Annotated in this window: 16 protein-coding genes; 8 read left to right on the top strand and 8 right to left on the bottom strand. The window is 68.8% G+C overall.

The window, feature by feature from the left end:
- The first annotated feature begins 69 nt into the window (after positions 1-69).
- Positions 70-1329 (top strand): hypothetical protein, encoded by a 1260-nt coding sequence (locus H8R02_RS08910; RefSeq protein WP_187081027.1) that lies wholly within the window; start codon positions 70-72, stop codon positions 1327-1329.
- 22 nt (positions 1330-1351) lie between these two features.
- Here the strand turns inward: H8R02_RS08910 and H8R02_RS08905 are convergent, their stop codons facing one another.
- Positions 1352-1993: a glutathione S-transferase family protein gene (locus H8R02_RS08905; protein ID WP_187081026.1), complete on the bottom strand. Its 642-nt coding sequence runs from the start codon at positions 1991-1993 to the stop codon at positions 1352-1354.
- A 92-nt stretch (positions 1994-2085) separates the two neighbouring features.
- On the opposite strand from H8R02_RS08905, the gene H8R02_RS08900 reads away from it, so the two are divergent.
- Positions 2086-3333: a hypothetical protein gene (locus tag H8R02_RS08900; protein WP_187081025.1), complete on the top strand. Its 1248-nt coding sequence runs from the start codon at positions 2086-2088 to the stop codon at positions 3331-3333.
- Between the two features lies 1 nt (position 3334).
- Here H8R02_RS08900 and H8R02_RS08895 read toward each other — a convergent pair whose 3' ends face one another.
- Positions 3335-4378: a Fic family protein gene (locus tag H8R02_RS08895; RefSeq protein WP_187081024.1), complete on the bottom strand. Its 1044-nt coding sequence runs from the start codon at positions 4376-4378 to the stop codon at positions 3335-3337.
- A gap of 81 nt (positions 4379-4459) precedes the next feature.
- A complete protein-coding gene (locus tag H8R02_RS08890; protein ID WP_187081023.1) occupies positions 4460-5947 on the bottom strand; it encodes a protein adenylyltransferase SelO in 1488 nt (495 codons plus the stop codon).
- 143 nt (positions 5948-6090) lie between these two features.
- Between H8R02_RS08890 and H8R02_RS08885 the strand changes: the two genes are divergently transcribed.
- The 5 genes from H8R02_RS08885 to H8R02_RS08865 all read left to right on the top strand — a co-directional run bounded on the left by H8R02_RS08885 (position 6091) and on the right by H8R02_RS08865 (position 11409).
- A complete protein-coding gene (locus H8R02_RS08885; protein ID WP_255429233.1) occupies positions 6091-6426 on the top strand; it encodes an XRE family transcriptional regulator in 336 nt (111 codons plus the stop codon).
- Positions 6419-7672, top strand: coding sequence for a type II toxin-antitoxin system HipA family toxin (locus H8R02_RS08880; protein ID WP_187081129.1), 1254 nt, complete (start codon positions 6419-6421; stop codon positions 7670-7672). The genes H8R02_RS08885 and H8R02_RS08880 overlap by 8 nt, the downstream gene beginning before the upstream one ends.
- An 88-nt stretch (positions 7673-7760) precedes the next feature.
- Positions 7761-8438, top strand: coding sequence for a phytanoyl-CoA dioxygenase family protein (locus H8R02_RS08875; RefSeq protein ID WP_187081022.1), 678 nt, complete (start codon positions 7761-7763; stop codon positions 8436-8438).
- 76 nt (positions 8439-8514) lie between these two features.
- Positions 8515-9882, top strand: coding sequence for a type II toxin-antitoxin system HipA family toxin YjjJ (gene yjjJ / locus H8R02_RS08870; RefSeq protein ID WP_354004887.1), 1368 nt, complete (start codon positions 8515-8517; stop codon positions 9880-9882).
- A 69-nt stretch (positions 9883-9951) separates the two neighbouring features.
- Positions 9952-11409, top strand: coding sequence for an amidase (locus H8R02_RS08865; protein ID WP_187081021.1), 1458 nt, complete (start codon positions 9952-9954; stop codon positions 11407-11409).
- 51 nt (positions 11410-11460) lie between these two features.
- On the opposite strand, the gene H8R02_RS08860 is transcribed toward H8R02_RS08865, so the two are convergent.
- Positions 11461-12837: an MATE family efflux transporter gene (locus tag H8R02_RS08860; RefSeq protein ID WP_222622401.1), complete on the bottom strand. Its 1377-nt coding sequence runs from the start codon at positions 12835-12837 to the stop codon at positions 11461-11463.
- Between the two features lie 102 nt (positions 12838-12939).
- Between H8R02_RS08860 and H8R02_RS08855 the strand changes: the two genes are divergently transcribed.
- On the top strand, positions 12940-13215 hold the full coding sequence (locus H8R02_RS08855) for a GlsB/YeaQ/YmgE family stress response membrane protein (RefSeq protein WP_187081020.1): 276 nt from the start codon (positions 12940-12942) through the stop codon (positions 13213-13215).
- On the opposite strand, the gene H8R02_RS08850 is transcribed toward H8R02_RS08855, so the two are convergent.
- Genes H8R02_RS08850 through H8R02_RS08835 form a run of 4 tightly spaced genes read right to left on the bottom strand, consistent with a single transcriptional unit; the run spans position 13216 to position 16496 of the window.
- On the bottom strand, positions 13216-13611 hold the full coding sequence (locus H8R02_RS08850; RefSeq protein ID WP_187081019.1) for an FKBP-type peptidyl-prolyl cis-trans isomerase: 396 nt from the start codon (positions 13609-13611) through the stop codon (positions 13216-13218). It abuts the gene before it with no gap.
- A gap of 19 nt (positions 13612-13630) precedes the next feature.
- A complete protein-coding gene (leuD, locus tag H8R02_RS08845; protein WP_187081018.1) occupies positions 13631-14227 on the bottom strand; it encodes a 3-isopropylmalate dehydratase small subunit in 597 nt (198 codons plus the stop codon).
- Positions 14227-15627, bottom strand: a complete 1401-nt coding sequence (locus H8R02_RS08840) for a 3-isopropylmalate dehydratase large subunit (RefSeq protein ID WP_187081017.1) — start codon at positions 15625-15627, stop codon at positions 14227-14229. Before H8R02_RS08840 ends, leuD begins: the two co-directional genes overlap by 1 nt.
- Positions 15624-16496 (bottom strand): isocitrate lyase/PEP mutase family protein, encoded by an 873-nt coding sequence (locus tag H8R02_RS08835; RefSeq protein ID WP_187081016.1) that lies wholly within the window; start codon positions 16494-16496, stop codon positions 15624-15626. Before H8R02_RS08835 ends, H8R02_RS08840 begins: the two co-directional genes overlap by 4 nt.
- Positions 16497-16498 lie beyond the last annotated feature (2 nt).

Here is a 16498-nt window from a genome sequence, read left to right as displayed (position 1 = left end):
CGCCGAGGGATAACCCCGCCCCGTCCCCGGCACGCGTGCTGCTAGAACTGCGCCACGGAGGGCAGCACCATGAGCCGCATCTGCAAGGGTGTCTTGATCGCAGCCACGTTGGCGCTCGCAGCGTGCGGCGGCGGGGGCGACGCAGTTTCCGCTTCGGCGCAGGCCCAGGCCGCGCGGCCCGAGCCGCAGGCGCAGCAGGCCGCGACAGGCGTGACGGCCGAACAGCTTCGGGCCTTCGTCGCGCTGCGCGGCCGCGCGCCCACGGCGGCGGAGGCGGCGGCGTTCGGCACGCAGACGGGCGCCGAGCTGGCGACCACGCTGGCGTCGTCGTCCACGGCCACGTCGGACGCTGCGCTGGCGCAAACGGTGCTCGCCAACCTCGGTGTGTCGCCGCAGACTGTCGCGTCCGCGTCGTACACCACCTTGCAGGACGCCCTCACGCAGTACTTCGCCGCCTACGGCAGCGCCGCCCGCGGCGTGATCGTGAACAACCTGGCGGGCCTGCTGGCCAACCTGCCGCTCGACGTCACGTGGGGCGCGCCCTCGCGCGCTTTCAACGCGATGGTCGCGAGCGGGTTGAGCGTGCTGAACAACACCGCAGCGGCTGTGTCCGGCTGCACGACGGTGCAGATGGCGATCGGCCTCACCATCACGGGCGCGTGGACGGCCGACGACTGCGTGGACCCGAACCTGAACGTCCGCTACGACCAATACGCGCTGCAGCTCACCTCGCAGGCGGCCTTCCGCGCGGAGGTGTCGGGCGGCGCGGGGCGGCAACTGCGCATCTTCGCCAGCGATGGCCGCGCCGTGGGCGAGCAGCCGTCGGATGCCTTTGCGCCGGCCGCCGTGGACCCCCTGACTTTGCAGTACATCCTGCCCGCGGGCGACTACATCGTGCGCGTGTACTCGGCGGCTGCCACGAGCACCGGCAACTACACCCTGAAGCTGTCCAGCGCCTTCTCCACGGCGGCCGCGGGCGACACGTGCCTGCCGGTCACCTTCACCACGTACGGCGTGGCCACCACGCAGTCCATCGCGCAGGGCGTGTCGTGCGTGTTCCAGGGCGGCCTGGAAGACCGCTACCTGCTGCTGATGCGCATCGGCGAACGCGTGACCGTCACGCTCGACTCGGCGGCCTTCGCGCCTTACCTCCTGCTGCGAGACGACCGCACGCCAACCAGCCCGGTGGTGGGCTCCGACCGCAAGGCCGCGGCGGGCAGCGTCACCGTAAGCTACACCGCCACGTTCTCCGGGTTCCACGAGATCATCGTGACGTCGAACGACTTCACGTCGAAGGGTACCTACACCTTGACCGTCACCTCGCCATGAGGGTCAAGGTGCCGTTGCCGCTTCAGGCCAGCAGCGGCTCCATCCCCGGGTCGCCCTTGGCCATCGCGCGCCGGTAAGCCGGCCGCGCGCCAACGCGCTGCAGGTACGCAAGGATGCCTGCATACGCACCCAGGTCCACCGGCGCGAAGATGCGCATTGTCGTCAGGCTGAACACGGTCATGATGTCCGCGGCCGTGAAATCGCTGCCGGCCAGCCACGTGTGCGGCTGCACGCGTGCATCCACGGTGCGCAGCGCGCGGTCGAGCCGTTCGTGCATGGCCTTCGAATACGCGTGGTCCTGCGGCACCTCGAGGCGCTTCAACATCATGATGCGGCCCATAACCGGCTGCAGCGAGGCGTTCGCGAAGTGGAACCAGTAGAGGTACTGCGCGTAGTCCGGGTGCGAGGGCGGTAGTGCGAGCCGGCCGCCGCCGTATTTGTGGATGATGTATTCGACGATGGCGCCCGACTCGCTCATCGTCACGTCGCCGTCCTGCATCACCGGGCCGGTGCCCATCGGCGTCAGCGCGCGTAGCGAGGGCGGCGCGAGGCGCGTGTCCGGCAGGCGCTCGTGGCGCACCATGGTGTAGTCGATGCCCAGCTCCTCGCACAGCCAGAGCACGCGTTCGGATTGGGACGTGGTGAGGTGGTGGACGGTCAACATGGGCGCAGGGTAGCACTGCATCGGGATAACCCCGGCTCGCGCGCGCGCATTGCCTGATAGAAACGCGGTTTCGACAGTCAGGCAGGCAGTAGATGTACCGGCAGTTGGCAGTATTGGCCGCCGCGATCGCGCTCACGGCGTGCGGCGGCGGCAGCGACGTAGTTTCTTCTTCTACCCTTTCCTCTCCCCGGCCCGTGCCGCAGGCGCAGCAGGCGGGGTCCACAGCCACCTCGGAGCAGGTCCGCGTGTTCGTCGCGCTTCGCGGCCGGGCACCCACCTCGGCCGAATTCGCGACGTTCGGCACGCAATCGGGCGCTGCGCTGGGCACCACGTTGGCAGCCACGCTGGCCGGCACGCCGGACACTTCGCTGTCGACCACGGTGCTCGCCAACCTCGGCGTCACGGCACAGACCGTGCCGCCTGCTTCGTACACGATCCTGCAGGACGCGCTCGCGCAGTTCTTCGCGGCCTACGGGAGCGCTTCACGCGGCGTCATCGTCAACAACCTGGCCGGCCTGCTGGCCAACCTCGCCACGGACGTGACCTGGGGCGCGCCTGCCCGTGCGTTCAACACGATGGTGGCCAATGCCGTGAGCGTGCTCAACGGCACGGCCGTCGCATCGGACTGCACGGCCGCGCAGGTGACCATCGGCCTCACGACGACGGGGGCATGGACGGCAGACGACTGCGTGGACACGGCGCTCAACGTGCGCTACGACCAGTACACGCTGCAGCTCACGTCGCAGGCCGCCTTCAAGGCGGAGGTCACCGGCGCGGAAGGCCGCCAGCTGCGCATCTTCGCGGCGGACGGGCGCATCGTCGGTGCGCAGCCGTCCGACGCCTTCGCCCCGGCGGCCGTGAACCCGCTGCAACTGCAATACATCCTGCCGGCCGGCAGCTACAGCGTGCGCGTTTACTCGCCGGCGGCCACCACCACGGGCAACTACACGCTCAAGCTGTCCAACAACTTCTCGACGGCGGCGACGGGCGCTACGTGCATGCCCGTCACCTTCATCACGTACAACACCACGACGACGCAGTCGATCGCGCAGGGCACGACCTGCTCGTTCCAGGGCGGCCTGGAAGACCGCTACATCCTCATGATGCGCACGGGCGAGCGCGTCACGCTGACGCTGGACACGACGGCGTTCGCGCCTTTCCTCATCCTGCGCGACGACCGCACGCCGACGAGCCCCGCCGTCGCGACCGACCGCAAGACGACGGCCGGCCGCGCGACGTTCAGCTACACGGCCACGTTCACGGGGTTCCACGAGATCATCGTTACCTCGAACACCTTCACGTCGCAGGGGCAATACACGTTGTCGGTGACGTCGCCGTAGGTCACGCGAGGCCCGGCCGCCCCTTGTCGATCCACGCCTGCGCCTCGTCCACGCCGAGCCTGAACCGCGCGCAGTTGTACGGCGCGAGCGCGCCCAGCTCGCGCGCGAGCAGTTGCGCGAACCGTGCCTTGTCCGCGGCGGGCAGGCGCAGCAGCGAGACAGCCTGGGCAGGCTTCTTGCCGTTGCGCACCACCTGCACCACGGCCTGCGTGAGCGCTTCACGATGGCGGATGCGGAAGGCATCGGGCTTGCCCACCGCATCGAGCACCGCCTTGTAGCGCGCCTGCGAACGGCGGTACGTCCATGCGAACAGGTCCACGGCCATCGACACGTCCCGGGCTTCGTACACGCCCATCATCGCCAACGCATGGTCGTCGCGGTCCACGTCGATGAAGGACAGCGGCGCCTGGTTGTAGAGCATCAGCGGGATATTGGCCGCGAGCCGGCTCACGCGTTTATTGCCGTCTTCGAAGGGCTGCAGGTAGGCGAGGTTCACCCAGAGGAAGAACGCCGCTTCCACCGCGTTGCGGATCTCGCGCGACTTCGCAACGACATGCCCGAACATCTCGCCCAGCAGCTGCGGCGCTTGCGCAGGCAAGAATACGGAGCCGCTGATGTTTACGATCTTGTTGCGGATGGTGCCGAGCGCCGTTTCGTCGACCAGCAGGCCCTGCATCAGCACCGCATGCAGGTTGCGCACGACGACGGGCGTGAGGCCCTGCACCGGCACGGCATCGACCATGAACTCGATCGCGGCCTTGTGGTTCAACAGCATGATGGCGTCGCTGTCTGTCGGCGCAGCGCCGCTCTTGAACAGCTCCTCGGTGTCGAGCAAGGTGTAGCGGTTGCCTTCCAGGTGCGACGAGGACCACGAGAGGTCGATCAGCAGTTGTTCGACCACCTTGCGGGCGTAGGCGCCAGCAGGCATTTGTTCGGGCAGGCGGCCCAAGGCAGCCAGTTCGTCTGCGAGGCCTTGCGGCAACAAGAAAGTTTTGTTCGGGCAGTACGCCCCGGCGAAGTCGCGCGCCACACTCAAGGTGTTCATGGACACTCCCTGATTTGTCGTCGCGCAATCTAACAGCACGCTGCCTCATCTGCAACTGAAAGTTCTAAGATACGTGAGTGCTCAAGTCCCGCAGAACGTCTGGTAGCAGGCCGTCACGGCCTCAGGTGCCGGCTGCGCATACGCGGCGTTCTCCGCGGTCACTTCGTAGGGGTTGCGCAGGGCAGCCAGCAACCGCTCGAACGGGCCCAGGTCGTCCGTTTCGGAGGCGGCCTGCAACGCCTCTTCGACACGATGGTTGCGCGGGATGACCCACGGGCTCGCGCGGCGCATCTGCTGCACGCGCGTTTCGGTGGAGTGCGTGGCGTCCTGCGCGCACCTCGCGCGCCAGCGCGTGAGCCATGCGTTCAGCGGCTCGGCATCTGCAAAGAGCGATTGCAGTGGCGCGTCGTTGCCGGCCGCCGCATCCGCCAGGCGGCGCCAGCCGAGCGTGAAGTCGACCTTCTGCGCGTGCAGCAAGCCGAGCCAGTCGTTCGCAAGGCCTGCATCGGCCGCGTCGTCACCCGACTCGGCGAAACCGAGCTTTGCGCGCAACCCGCGCAGCAACGCAGCCTGGAACAGCTTCGGGAAAGTCTCGAGCACCGCGGTCGCTTCTGCAACCGCAGGCGCGGAATCTTCGTTGTCGCCCACAACCAGCGGCAATAAGGCCTCGGCAAACCGCGCCAGGTTCCACTGCGCGATCGCCGGCTGGTTGCCGTACGCATAGCGCCCGCCATGGTCGATGGAGCTGAAGACCGCCCGCGGGTCGTACGCTTCCATGAAAGCGCAAGGCCCGTAGTCGATGGTCTCGCCGGATATGGTCATGTTGTCGGTGTTCATCACGCCGTGGATGAAGCCCACGTTCATCCATTGCGCAATGAGCTCGGCCTGCCGCTGCGTCACGCGCGCGAGCAATTGCAGGTAGCGCCCGGGCGTGCCCGCGAGGTCGGGGTCGTGCCGAGCGATGGCGTAGTCGGCGAGTTGGCGCAGCTTCTCGCGGTCGTCGCGCGACGCGAAGAATTCGAAGGTGCCCACGCGCAGGTGGCTCGCAGCAACGCGTGCAAGCACGGCGCCTGGCAACACGCGCTCGCGGTACACGTCTTCGCCGGTGGCTGCGACGGCTAGCGCGCGCGTGGTCGGGATGCCCAGCGCATGCATCGCCTCGCCGATGATCACCTCGCGCAGCATCGGCCCCACGGCCGCCTTGCCGTCGCCGCCGCGCGAGAACGGTGTGCGCCCGGACCCCTTCAGCGCGATGTCGCGCCGCTGCCCGTTGCGGTCCACCACCTCGCCCAGCAGCACCGCGCGGCCATCGCCCAGTTGCGGCGAGAAGCCGCCGAACTGGTGGCCCGCATAAACCTGCGCAATGGGTTCGGCGCCTTCGGGCACGCGGTTGCCGGCGATCACCGCCGCAACTTCGCCGGGGGGCAGCGTGGCGAGGTCGAGGCCGAGCTCCTCGGCGAGCGGGCGGTTGAGGTACAGCAGCCGGGGCGCGGGCACCTCGGCCGGTTTCCAAGGCACGTACAGGCCGGGCAGGTCGCGGGCGTAGCTGTTGTCGAAGCGGGCTTGCATGACGGGAGTTTGACGCCTGCCGGGCGGGACGGGTGTGGGCAGGCGCCGAATCCCGCGTGCGGCAAAGGGCAGCGCAGCCTCATCTGGGTCATTTCGATAACATATAATTGCACAAACCATACGCAGTCGTTAAAATATAAGGCATGCCACAAGTCGCCACCGCTGTTCACGCACTGCCCCCGGTGGCGGCGGCAGCCCTGCGCAAGCTCGGCGGTGACCTGGCCACGGCCCGCAAGCGCAGGCGCCAGTCGTTGCGTGATTGGGCGTTGCGCCTGCAGGTTTCCGTGCCGACGCTGATCCGGCTCGAAAAAGGCGACCCGACCGTCTCGATGGGTGTCTATGCCACGGCCCTGTGGCTGGTCGGCCGGCACGAGGCACTCGGCAGCGCGGCGGACCCCAAGGAGGACGCTGCCGCGCTCGAAGCCGAAATCCGTGCGGCAGCCGAACGCCACAGCCCGCGGGGTGGCCGCCGTGGCTGACGCGTACCGGCCGCGCGACACGCTGTCGCTCTGGTGGCTCGGCGACCCGGCGCAGCCACGGCGCGTCGGCGACATCAGCCTGGCAATGGGGCAGCGCGCAGTGGCCTTGCAGTACTCGCCCGAGTGGCTGCGCAGCGGCTTCGCGCTGAGCGAAGACCTGCCGCTCGCACCGCAACTGTTTCTCCCGCCCGAAAAGGACAGCGCTGCGGGCGCGCTCGACGATGCGCGCCCGGACCGTTGGGGCGAACGCGTGATCCGCAAGTTCGAGAAGTCGCCGCGGCTGTCGCTGCTGGAATTCCTCCTCTTTGCCGGCGACGACCGCTACGGGGCGCTGGGCGTGAGCACTGAGCCCGACGCCTACGTTCCATGGCCGACGGCACCGATTCCCGGCTTGGGCAGCCTCGAAGAGATGGCCGACGTGGTCCGCAAGATCCTCGCGAACGAACCGGTCCCGGAACGCCAGAAGCGCCTGCTGCGGCCAGGCGTATCCCTCGGCGGTGCGCGGCCCAAGTCGCTGGTGATGATCGACGGCGAGGCGTGGCTGGTGAAGTTCACCGAAGGCGAAGAGCTCGACACCGAACTCATGGAGCACGCGGCGATGACGCTTGCGACATCCTGCGGGATCGAAGTCGCGGCCACGCGCGCGCTCCAGGTCGGCACGCGCCACGCCGTGGCGATCCGCCGGTTCGACCGCGCGCCCGGGGTGCGTGTGCACGCCGTCTCGGCCTTCGTCGCGTTGCGCGCCGTAGGGGAGGAGAACGGATACCCGCAACTCGCGCAGCTGCTGCGCCGCGTCGCCCCGGCATCGGCCATCGCGCAGCAGCAGCAGCAACTCTTCCGGCGGATGGTGTTCAACATCCTCATCGACAACACCGACGACCACGAGAAGAACCATGCGCTGCTGCGCGCGCCGGATGGCTCCTATGCGCTCGCTCCCGCATTCGACGTCGTGCCTTCCGCGCAAGGGCTTGGCTACCAGGCGATCGGGGTCGGTGCGGCCGGCGCCGAGGCTTCCATCGCCAATGCGCTCTCCCAATGCCGTGCCTTCGGCTTGAGGGAGGCCGACGCGCGCGCCGTCGTCGAGGACGTGGCGCGCGCGGTCGACCGTTGGCGCAAGCACTTCGGGAAAGCAGGCGTACCAGCCGCGCAGGTCGATGTGCTCGCGCAGTACATCGACGGCGACCACCTGGGCGCGCAGCGCCGGGAATTCGCCGCGCGCCGCCGTACGAAGCCCGCCGGGCGCTAGCCCTCCCTGTCAGACCTGACAGGCAGGAAAACACCCGTTCACGCGCGCTCACGGATCGTTTCTGATGGCGGTCCGAGGGAGGTCCGCCTTGCAGCAAGTCCGCGATCGCGTGCTCACGCGACACGAAGTCCACCATTACCACGCCGAAGGTTGGCTGCGCCCCGCATTCCGCTTGCCACATGACCGCATCGCGGCGCTGCGCAGCGCGGTCGAGCGCTTCCTGGGCAGCAACCCCGGCGTGCGGCCCGAATCGTTCGCGGTGGCGCACGTCGAGGGCCTCACCGACGATGCAGCCGTGGCGCTGGCGGACATCGGCCATGACGACGACATCCTGCAGCTCGCGTCGGAGGTGCTGGGCCAGCACGCCGTGCTGCACGGCTGCCAACTGTTCTGCAAGCCGCCCGGCGACGGCTACGAAACACCGTGGCACCAGGACGGTCAGTACTGGTCGAGCCGCCCGCGCGCGAGCTGCACGGTGTGGGTGGCCGTGGAGGACTCCGACCGCGGCAACGGTTGCCTGCGCGTGATCCCCGGCTCGCACCGCGCCAAGCGCCTCTACGAGCACCTGCACGAAGAGCGCAGCGACCTCACCGTGCGGCGGCGCCTGGCCTCCAGCTCCTTCGATGAATCGGCTGCCCTGGACGTCGAGCTGTTCGCCGGCGAGCTGTCGCTGCACGACATGTTCACCATCCACGGGGCGCGGCCGAACCGCTCGGGCAGGCGCCGCACGGGGGTGGCTTTGCGGTTCATGGCAGGGCTTGGCTGATCTATCCAGTTTTCTATTCTGTTTTCTATGCTATATTGAAGGCTCCCCAATGAGAGTTGGCTGAAGCTTTCTATTCGTGGCTGATCACTTCACCGACCGTATTCGTCAACTGCTGCGGGCGGCAGGTGCCATGCGCAGCCGCGACTTGCAGGAGGCGCTGGGCGTCAGCCAACCGGTGGTTTCGCGCGCGCTCGCGCCGCTGCTGCGCGCCGGCGAAGTGCTGAAAGTCGGGCGCGGGCGCAACCAGGCCTATGTGATGCCGCGCGGTGTCGCGGGGCTCGCGAGCGCGCTCGTGCCGGTGATGGCGGTTGATCGCGATGGCGGCGTCCGCAACTTCGGCACGCTGATCCCCGTCACCGGCGGGCGTTTCTGGATGGAAGAGGAGGGCGGCCCCTCGCAACTGCACGGCGGCTTGCCGTGGTTCGTGGCGGACATGCGGCCGCAAGGCTTCCTCGGGCGCTCGTTCGCGCATGCGCAGGCCGCGCTCGGGCTCGCGCCGAACCCCGCGCACTGGGTCGATGACGACGTGTTGCGCGCGTTGTGCCATGCCGGTGAAGACCTCCCCGGCAACCTGCTGGTGGGCAGTGCGTCTTTCGAGCGGTACATGCATGCGACACCCGCAGCACCGTGCGCAGCCGAGAGCTATGCCGCGCTGGCGGAGGCCGCGATGCAGGGCGCGCTGCCCGGCTCCTCCGCGGGCGGTGAGCAGCCCAAGTTCTGCTGCGTTCGGCCGGACGGCTGCGCGGTGATCGTGAAGTTCTCTCCCTCGGGCTCTTCACCTGCGGACCTGCGCTGGGCGGACTTGCTGGCCTGCGAACACCTCGCGCTCGAGGCATTGCGCGCGGCGGGTGTGCCGGCGGCCGTGTCGCGGCTGTCGCGCGCGGGGGGCCGGACCTTCCTGGAGGTGGAGCGATTCGACCGTACGCGGCAAGGGCGCATCGGCATGGTGTCGCTGCTCTCGTACGACTCGGAGTACATCGGCATGATCGACAACTGGGCCGCCGCCGCCGGCCGCATGCAAAGCAGGGGCTTGCTCGATCGCACCGATGCCGAGCGGCTCGTGTTCATGGAGGCGTTCGGCCAGCTCATCGCCAACACGGACCGGCACTACGGCAACGTGTCGCTGCTGATGGCACCGGATGACCAATGGCGGCTTGCACCGGCCTACGACATGCTCCCGATGCTGTATGCGCCGGTCAATGGCGAAATCGTCGCGCGCGAGTTCGACCCCGCGGCGCTGGCGCCGTCCACCGACACGCTGCGCGCGTGGGCCGCGGCGCGGCAGGCGGCGCAATCGTTCTGGCAGGCTGTGTCGGCGCACGAGGGCATCTCCAGCGCGTTCCGCGAAGTTGCGGCCAGCCATGTGCTGCGGCTGGAGGAGACCGAAGGGCTGCCTCGGCCGGCTGCGCAGGAGCAGGGCTTCCAGCGCGCAGCGCCGAGCTGACGCCATCGTTGAAGCGGGTCGACGGCACCACCGGTTGACAAGCCCGCCCCGCTGCCCAACGATGCGCCGATGAAGTCCATCGACGCATTCCCCTTCGGCTCCGCCACCGCCCTCGCCGCCGCCCTGCGTGACCGCGAAGTCTCCGCGGTCGAACTGCTGCGCGAATACCTCGCGCGGGTCGACAAGTTCAACCCGCGATTGAACGCGCTCATCGTCGACGACCGCGAGCGGGCGCTGCGCGATGCGCAGGCGGCGGACGCGGCACTCGCGCGCGGCGAGGTCCTTGGCCCCTTGCACGGCGTGCCCATGACGGTGAAGGAATCGTTCGACCTGCAGGGCCACCCCACGACACAGGGCTACGTGCCCGCGAAGGACAACATGGCCACGCAGGACGCGGTGGCCGTGCAGCGCCTGAAGGCGGCCGGCGCGGTGGTGTTCGGCAAGACCAACGTGCCGCTCTTCCTGGGCGACTTCCAGAGCTACAACGAGATCTACGGCACCACCAACAACCCTTGGGACCTCACGCGCGGGCCCGGCGGGTCGTCGGGTGGCGGCGCGGCCGCGCTTGCCGCGGGGCTGACGTCGCTGGAGTTCGGAAGCGACATCGGCGGCAGCATCCGCAACCCGGCGGCGTACTGCGGCGTATACGGGCACAAGCCGACGTGGACCGTCGTGCCCAAGCGCGGGCACCACCTGCCGCGCGTGCCGATCGCGGAGGTGGACCTGTCGGTCATCGGGCCGCTGGCGCGTTCGGCGCGTGATTTGCAGGTGGCGCTGGACGTCACCGCGGGGCCGGATGAACTGACGCGCGCAGGTGTGCGCTACGACTTCCCGCCGCCGCCGCAATCGCTGAAGGGTTTGCGCGTCGGCGTGTGGCTGGACGAGCCGCTGGCGCCGGTGGCGCGCAGTGTCGATACGGCGATCCGCTCGGTCGTGGCGATGTTGCGGGCCGAAGGCGCGGTCGTCGATGAAGCTGCGCGGCCCGAGTTCGATGCGCGTGCCGCGCACGAGGTTTACAACACACTGCTGTTTGCGAACATGGGTGCGCGTCGCGCGGACTTCGAGCAGTTGTGCGCGCAGGCCGCGGCGCTGTCACCCAGCGACGACAGCGACAAGGCGAACTCCGCGCGCGCGATGGTGCCGATGTTCAAGACGGTGTACGACGCGGCGAACCGGCGCGAGCAATTGCGCTGGGCCTGGCATGCGTTCTTCCAGAAGTACGACGTGATGATCACGCCCGTGACGGCCACGCCTGCGTTCCGGCACGACCACAACGAGCCGCCGGCTGCGCGCACGATGAATGTCGATGGGCGCGACGTGCCGTATTTCTCGCAGCTGTTCTGGGCCGGCCTGGCGACGTGCTCGTTCCTGCCGGCGACGGCGGTGCCTGTCGGCGTGAGCGAGGAGGGCTTGCCGATCGGTGCGCAGCTGATCGGCGCGGAGATGCGGGACCGCACGACGCTGTGGCTTGCGGCGCGCATCGAGGAGATGCGCGGGGGGTTCGTGCCGCCGGCGGCGTTTCGGTAGGCGAGCATGGATGCCGGGTCGAGCCCGGCATGACAGCCTTGTGCGCGTCCGCTACGTGCCCCAGCGGGTCGCCTTGACGGACGCGGCGGTCGCGAGGCCGTGCGCCGCCATGCCGACGCCCACTAGCGCGAAGTACCAGCCCTCGGGTGCATTCATCGCCGTCAGCAGCCAACCGCCAATGCAGATGACGACGAGACGCAAGGTCCCCGCGAGCACCGGCCCGAGCACCTTGCCCGCGCCTTGCGACGCGAAGTAGAGCGTGAGGCCCAGCCCGAAGAACACGTACATCGGCCCCGCGTTGCGCAGGTAAAGCGCCGCATAGTGCAGCACTTCCGCCTTGCTGGTGAACATCGCCGACCAAAGCGCAGGCCAGATCGCGACGATGAGCCCGATGGCGCCGACGATGCCCGCCGACAGCGCACCACCCACCCACGCCACCTCGCGGGCACGGGCGACATTGCCCTTGCCGATGGCCATGCCCACCATCGGCAGCGACGCGACCCCCACGCCGAACGCAATCGGGATGGCAAGAAATTCGAGGCGCGCGCCGATGCCGTAGCCCGCGAGCGCGTCCACGCCGAGCCTTGCAATGAAGCCCGTCATCACCAGCACCGTCACCACCATCTGCAGGGGAGAGAGCAGCGCGAGGCCGCCGACTCGCAGGATCTCGCGGAAACGCAGCCAGGTGAGCTGCCAGCCGGAGCGCGAGAGGCTCACGCGCCGGCGTGGGTCCGTGAGGTACACGAGCAACCACACGGCGGCCGCCCCGTAAGCGAGCACTTGGCCGAGCGCCACGCCGGCCATGCCCAGCTTCGGCACACCGAGCAGCCCCATGCTGAGTACGGCGCCGAGCGCGATCTGCAGGACGGAAACGACAAGGATGGTCGCCGAGGGCACGTGCATGTTGCCCGTGCCGCGAATCACGGAGATCAGCGTGTTGCCGAGCCACACCGTCACGATGCACGGGAACAGCACGTTCGCGTAGCGGTGCGCCTGCGCCAGCACTTCGCCGCGCGCGCCGAGCAAGCGGTACAGCGGGTCGCCGAAGCCGACGAACAGCAGCGCGAAGATCATCCCGGCCGCGAGTGCGATGACGACTGCGTGCCGCGCGAGGCCTTGCGCCGCATCGAGGTGGCCGCCACCCAAGGCACGCGCGATGGACGAGGACACCCCGCCACCCATCGCCCCCGCCGAGAACGTCTGCATCAGCATCGTCAGCGGGAACACGAGCGCCATCGCGGCGAGTTCGTCGCGCCCGAGCAGGCCCACGTACATCGTCTCCGCGATGCCCGTGGCCGCTGCCGCGACCATCGCGAGAATGTTGGGGAGCGCAAGCCGCGACAGCACCGGCAGCACCGGCCCGTGCAGCATGCGGTATTCGCGTGTTTGCGTTGCAGCCGCCGCCGGTAGCGCTTCGGTACTCGTCATCCGAAAAATATAGTGCAGCGCGGCGGCAGGAACCTGTCACAGTCGGAATACCCGTGCGCCGCACGGGTCACGAAAGCTTCTATCAACCCCTACCTCTGGGCCGTGCTTGGCGCGGCCATGGGCTGGCTGGCGGGAACGCTGGCCGGCAACGCCACCCACGGCAGCCGCATCGAAGACATCGCAGTCGGCATCTTCGGCGCCTTCCTCGGCGGCGAACTCCTCTACAACGCACTGAGGCTGCCCGCGGTCACGGACGGCTTCAACGGCCTGGCCATGGGCTTGGCGGCGGTGTGCGGCGGCGGTATGGTGCTGCTGCTGGCGCTGTTCCGCAAGGCCAACGGCCCGCTCAAGCCCCACCGCACGCGCAAGGCGCGCTGATCAGCGCGTCACGCCGAGCAGCTCCACCTCGAACAGCAGCGTGCTGTTCGGCGGGATCGGGCCCTTGCCCGCTTCGCCATATGCGATGGCCGGCGGGCAGGTCAGGCGCGCCTTGCCGCCCGGCTTCATCATCGCCACGCCTTCGGTCCAGCACTTGATGACGCGGCCGAGCGGGAACTCCGCGGGTTCGCCGCGCTTGTACGAGCTGTCGAATTCGCGGCCATCGGTGAAGGTGCCGCGGTAGTGCACGCGCACGGTGTCGGCGGCGGTGGGCGATGGGCCGGAGCCTTCCTTCAGTGATTGGTACGTGAGGCCGCTCGTGGTCGTGACGGGCGGAGTCAGGGGCGTCGCGCAGCCGACGACGACGGCGGCGAGGGCGGGGAGGATGAAGCGCATGGCGGGATCATGGCATGTGTCAGTAAGCCCAGGGGCGCTTGGCCCTGTCCCGGTCCCGGAACGCCCCCAGTTCCGCGCCGCGCTCGAGCGTCAGCTGTATCTCGTCGACACCAGCCAGCAGCATCTGTCGCAGTGTTTCCGGCGACTTGAACGCGAAGCGCGAGCCGTCTGCGGCAATCACAACCTGCTGCTCGAGGTCCACGGTGACCTGCGCCCCGCCCAACGACGCAAGGTGCCGAACGTTCTCGATCGGCAGCTCCACCGGCACGATGCCGTTGCGGAAGCAGTTGTTGAAGAAGATTCCGCCGAACGAAGGCGCGATGATCGCGCGGAAGCCGAACTCGCGCAGCGCCTTGGGCGCGCGCTCGCGCGAGCTGCCGCAGCCGAAGTTGCGGTCGGCCAGCAGCACCTGCGCCTGGTCGTAAGGCGGCTGGTTCAGCACGAACTCGGGGTTGGGCGAGCCGTCGGCCAGGAAGCGCCAGCCGTGGAAGAGGTGCGCGCCGTAGCCTTTCGCGTCCGTGCCGCCGAGGAACAGCGTCGGGATGATCTGGTCCGTGTCGATGTTGATGCGCAGCAGCGGGGCCGCCACACCGGTGACTGTGCGAAGCGCTTCCATCAGGCGAGCCTCCGCGCGTCCGCAATGCAGCCCGCGACCGCCGATGCGGCCACCGTCGCGGGGCTCGCAAGGTGCGTGCGCGCCTTCGGGCCTTGCCGGCCTTCGAAATTGCGGTTGGTGGTGCTGATCACGCGCCGCCCCGCGAAGCGGCCTTCGCCGATGTCGCTGCAGAAGCCGCAGCCCGATTCGTGCCACTCGAAGCCCGCGTCCTTGAAGATGCGGTCGAGCCCCTCGGCTTCCGCATCGCGCTTGACGGTGGTGGAGCCGGGCACGCACACCGCCTGCACGCCGGGCTTGACCTTGCGGCCTTTCAGGACGGCGGCGGCAGCGCGCAGATCGGACAGGCGCGCATTGGTGCACGAGCCGATGTACGCCACGTCGATGGGGATGCCCGCGAGCGGCGTGCCGGGCGCGAGCTGCATGTAGTCGAGCGCCTTGATGGCGAGTGCGCGCGCCTCGGTATCGCCCGTGTCCTCGGGCAGCGGCACGCGCGCGTCGATCGCCACGACCTGCTGCGGGCTCGTGCCCCACGTGACCTGCGGAACGAGCGCGTTGCAATCGACGTCCACCTCGAGGTCGAATGCCGCGCCTTCGTCGGTGCGCAAGTTGCGCCAGTAAGCGGCAGCACGGTCCCACGCTTCGCCCTTGGGCGCGAACTCGCGGCCGTGCAGGTACTCGATCGTGCTTTCGTCCGGCGGCACGAAACCGTACTTGGCCGAGAACTCGACCGACATGTTGCACAGGGTCATACGGCCTTCGATGGGCAGGCTGGCCACGGCAGGACCCGCGTACTCGGCGGCGTAGCCGATGCCGCCTTGCGCACCGACTTGCCCGATCAGGGCCAGGACCATGTCCTTGGCCGTCACACCCGGCGCCAGCTTGCCATTGAAATTGACGCGCATCGATTTCGGTTTCGATTGCGCCAGCGCCTGCGTCGCCAGCACGTGCTCGGCCTCGCTCGCGCCGATGCCCCATGCCAGCGCACCCACGCCGCCCACCGTGCTCGTGTGGCTGTCGCAGCAGACGAGCGTCGCGCCCGGGAAGGCGATGGCGCGCTCGGGCGCGACGACGTGTGCGATGCCCTGGCGCGGGTCGTCGTAGTCGATGAAGTTCAGGCCCCAGTCGCGCGACGCATCGCGCGTCGCCTGGATCATCACGGGCCCGCTCTTCGAGGCCGAGTCGGTGGGGCCGCGGCCCGGGTAGGTGGAGATGAGGTGCTCGATGATCGTGAACACCTGCTGCTTGCTGGCCGGCACGCGGCCCGCCTTGCGCAGCGCCGTCACCACCTGGCTGCCGGAGAGCTCGTGCAGCACGAGCCGGTCGACCTGCAGCAGGTCCATGCCGTCGCCGAGGCGGCAGACGACGTGGTCATCCCAGACCTTGTCGAGGAAGGTCCTCATGATTTGTACCGCTGCTCCAGCTCGCGGTACTTCGCCGCGTCCAGCACCTTCTGGCGGTCGGCGAACATCATGAGCTGGTTCTCGAGGCCGGCGATGGAGCCCTGTTCGTTCAATCGCCCCAGCACCTGCTGCATCGCGAGCATCGACGCCTGCAGCGCCGCGTTGGCGTAGCAGATGCAGGCATAGCCCGCCTCGGCGAGCTGCTCGCGCGGCAGCAGTGGCGTCTTGCCGCCGATCACCATGTTGCACAAGTGGATGCCGGGGACCGCCTTCGGGATCGACAGCAGTTCCTGCTCGTTCAGCGGCGCCTCGATGAAGAGGAAGTCCGCGCCGGCCTCCTGGTACGCACGCGCGCGGTCCAGAGCGGCTTCGAAGCCTTCGACGGCGCGCGCATCGGTGCGCGCGAGGATCATCAGGTCCGGGTCCACGCGCGCATCCACCGCGGCCTTCAGCTTGGCGACCATCTCGTCCTTGCCGATCACGTCCTTGCCGTCGAAGTGGCCGCAGCGCTTCGGATAGGTCTGGTCCTCCAGCATGATCGCGTTGGTGCCGGCGCGCTCCAGCAGTTGCACCGTGCGGCGCGTGTTGAGCGCGTTGCCGAAGCCCGTGTCGGCGTCGGCGAGGATGGGGATGTTCACCACTTCGCGGATCGCGCGCACGTGGTCGGCGAGCTCCGTCACCGAGACGAGGCCGATGTCCGGCATGCCGAGGTAGTTGTTGGCGACGGCGGCGCCGCTGACCATCATCAGCGGGAAGCCGGCGGCTTCGATGAAGCGGGCGGCCAGCGCGTTGCCGGCACCGGCCATCATCAGGCCCGCGCCGGGCTTGAGCATGCGGCGCATGCGCTGGTTGAGGTTGTCTTCGCTCATGT

Origin of the sequence: Ramlibacter albus, from assembly GCF_014297445.1 — a bacterium.
Taxonomy (GTDB): Bacteria; Pseudomonadota; Gammaproteobacteria; order Burkholderiales; family Burkholderiaceae_C; genus Ramlibacter; species Ramlibacter albus.
This window is presented reverse-complemented; position numbering and strand designations above follow the sequence as displayed.

Excerpts from the sequence above, each read along its gene's own strand:
- H8R02_RS08910 (WP_187081027.1), top strand. The coding sequence starts at position 70 with ATGAGCCGCATCTGCAAGGGTGTCTTGATCGCAGCCACGTTGGCGCTC.
- H8R02_RS08905 (WP_187081026.1), bottom strand. The coding sequence starts at position 1,993 with ATGTTGACCGTCCACCACCTCACCACGTCCCAATCCGAACGCGTGCTC.
- H8R02_RS08900 (WP_187081025.1), top strand. The coding sequence starts at position 2,086 with ATGTACCGGCAGTTGGCAGTATTGGCCGCCGCGATCGCGCTCACGGCG.
- H8R02_RS08895 (WP_187081024.1), bottom strand. The coding sequence starts at position 4,378 with ATGAACACCTTGAGTGTGGCGCGCGACTTCGCCGGGGCGTACTGCCCG.
- H8R02_RS08890 (WP_187081023.1), bottom strand. The coding sequence starts at position 5,947 with ATGCAAGCCCGCTTCGACAACAGCTACGCCCGCGACCTGCCCGGCCTG.
- H8R02_RS08885 (WP_255429233.1), top strand. The coding sequence starts at position 6,091 with ATGCCACAAGTCGCCACCGCTGTTCACGCACTGCCCCCGGTGGCGGCG.
- H8R02_RS08865 (WP_187081021.1), top strand. The coding sequence starts at position 9,952 with ATGAAGTCCATCGACGCATTCCCCTTCGGCTCCGCCACCGCCCTCGCC.
- H8R02_RS08860 (WP_222622401.1), bottom strand. The coding sequence starts at position 12,837 with ATGACGAGTACCGAAGCGCTACCGGCGGCGGCTGCAACGCAAACACGC.
- H8R02_RS08850 (WP_187081019.1), bottom strand. The coding sequence starts at position 13,611 with ATGCGCTTCATCCTCCCCGCCCTCGCCGCCGTCGTCGTCGGCTGCGCG.
- leuD (WP_187081018.1), bottom strand. The coding sequence starts at position 14,227 with ATGGAAGCGCTTCGCACAGTCACCGGTGTGGCGGCCCCGCTGCTGCGC.
- H8R02_RS08840 (WP_187081017.1), bottom strand. The coding sequence starts at position 15,627 with ATGAGGACCTTCCTCGACAAGGTCTGGGATGACCACGTCGTCTGCCGC.
- H8R02_RS08835 (WP_187081016.1), bottom strand. The coding sequence starts at position 16,496 with ATGAGCGAAGACAACCTCAACCAGCGCATGCGCCGCATGCTCAAGCCC.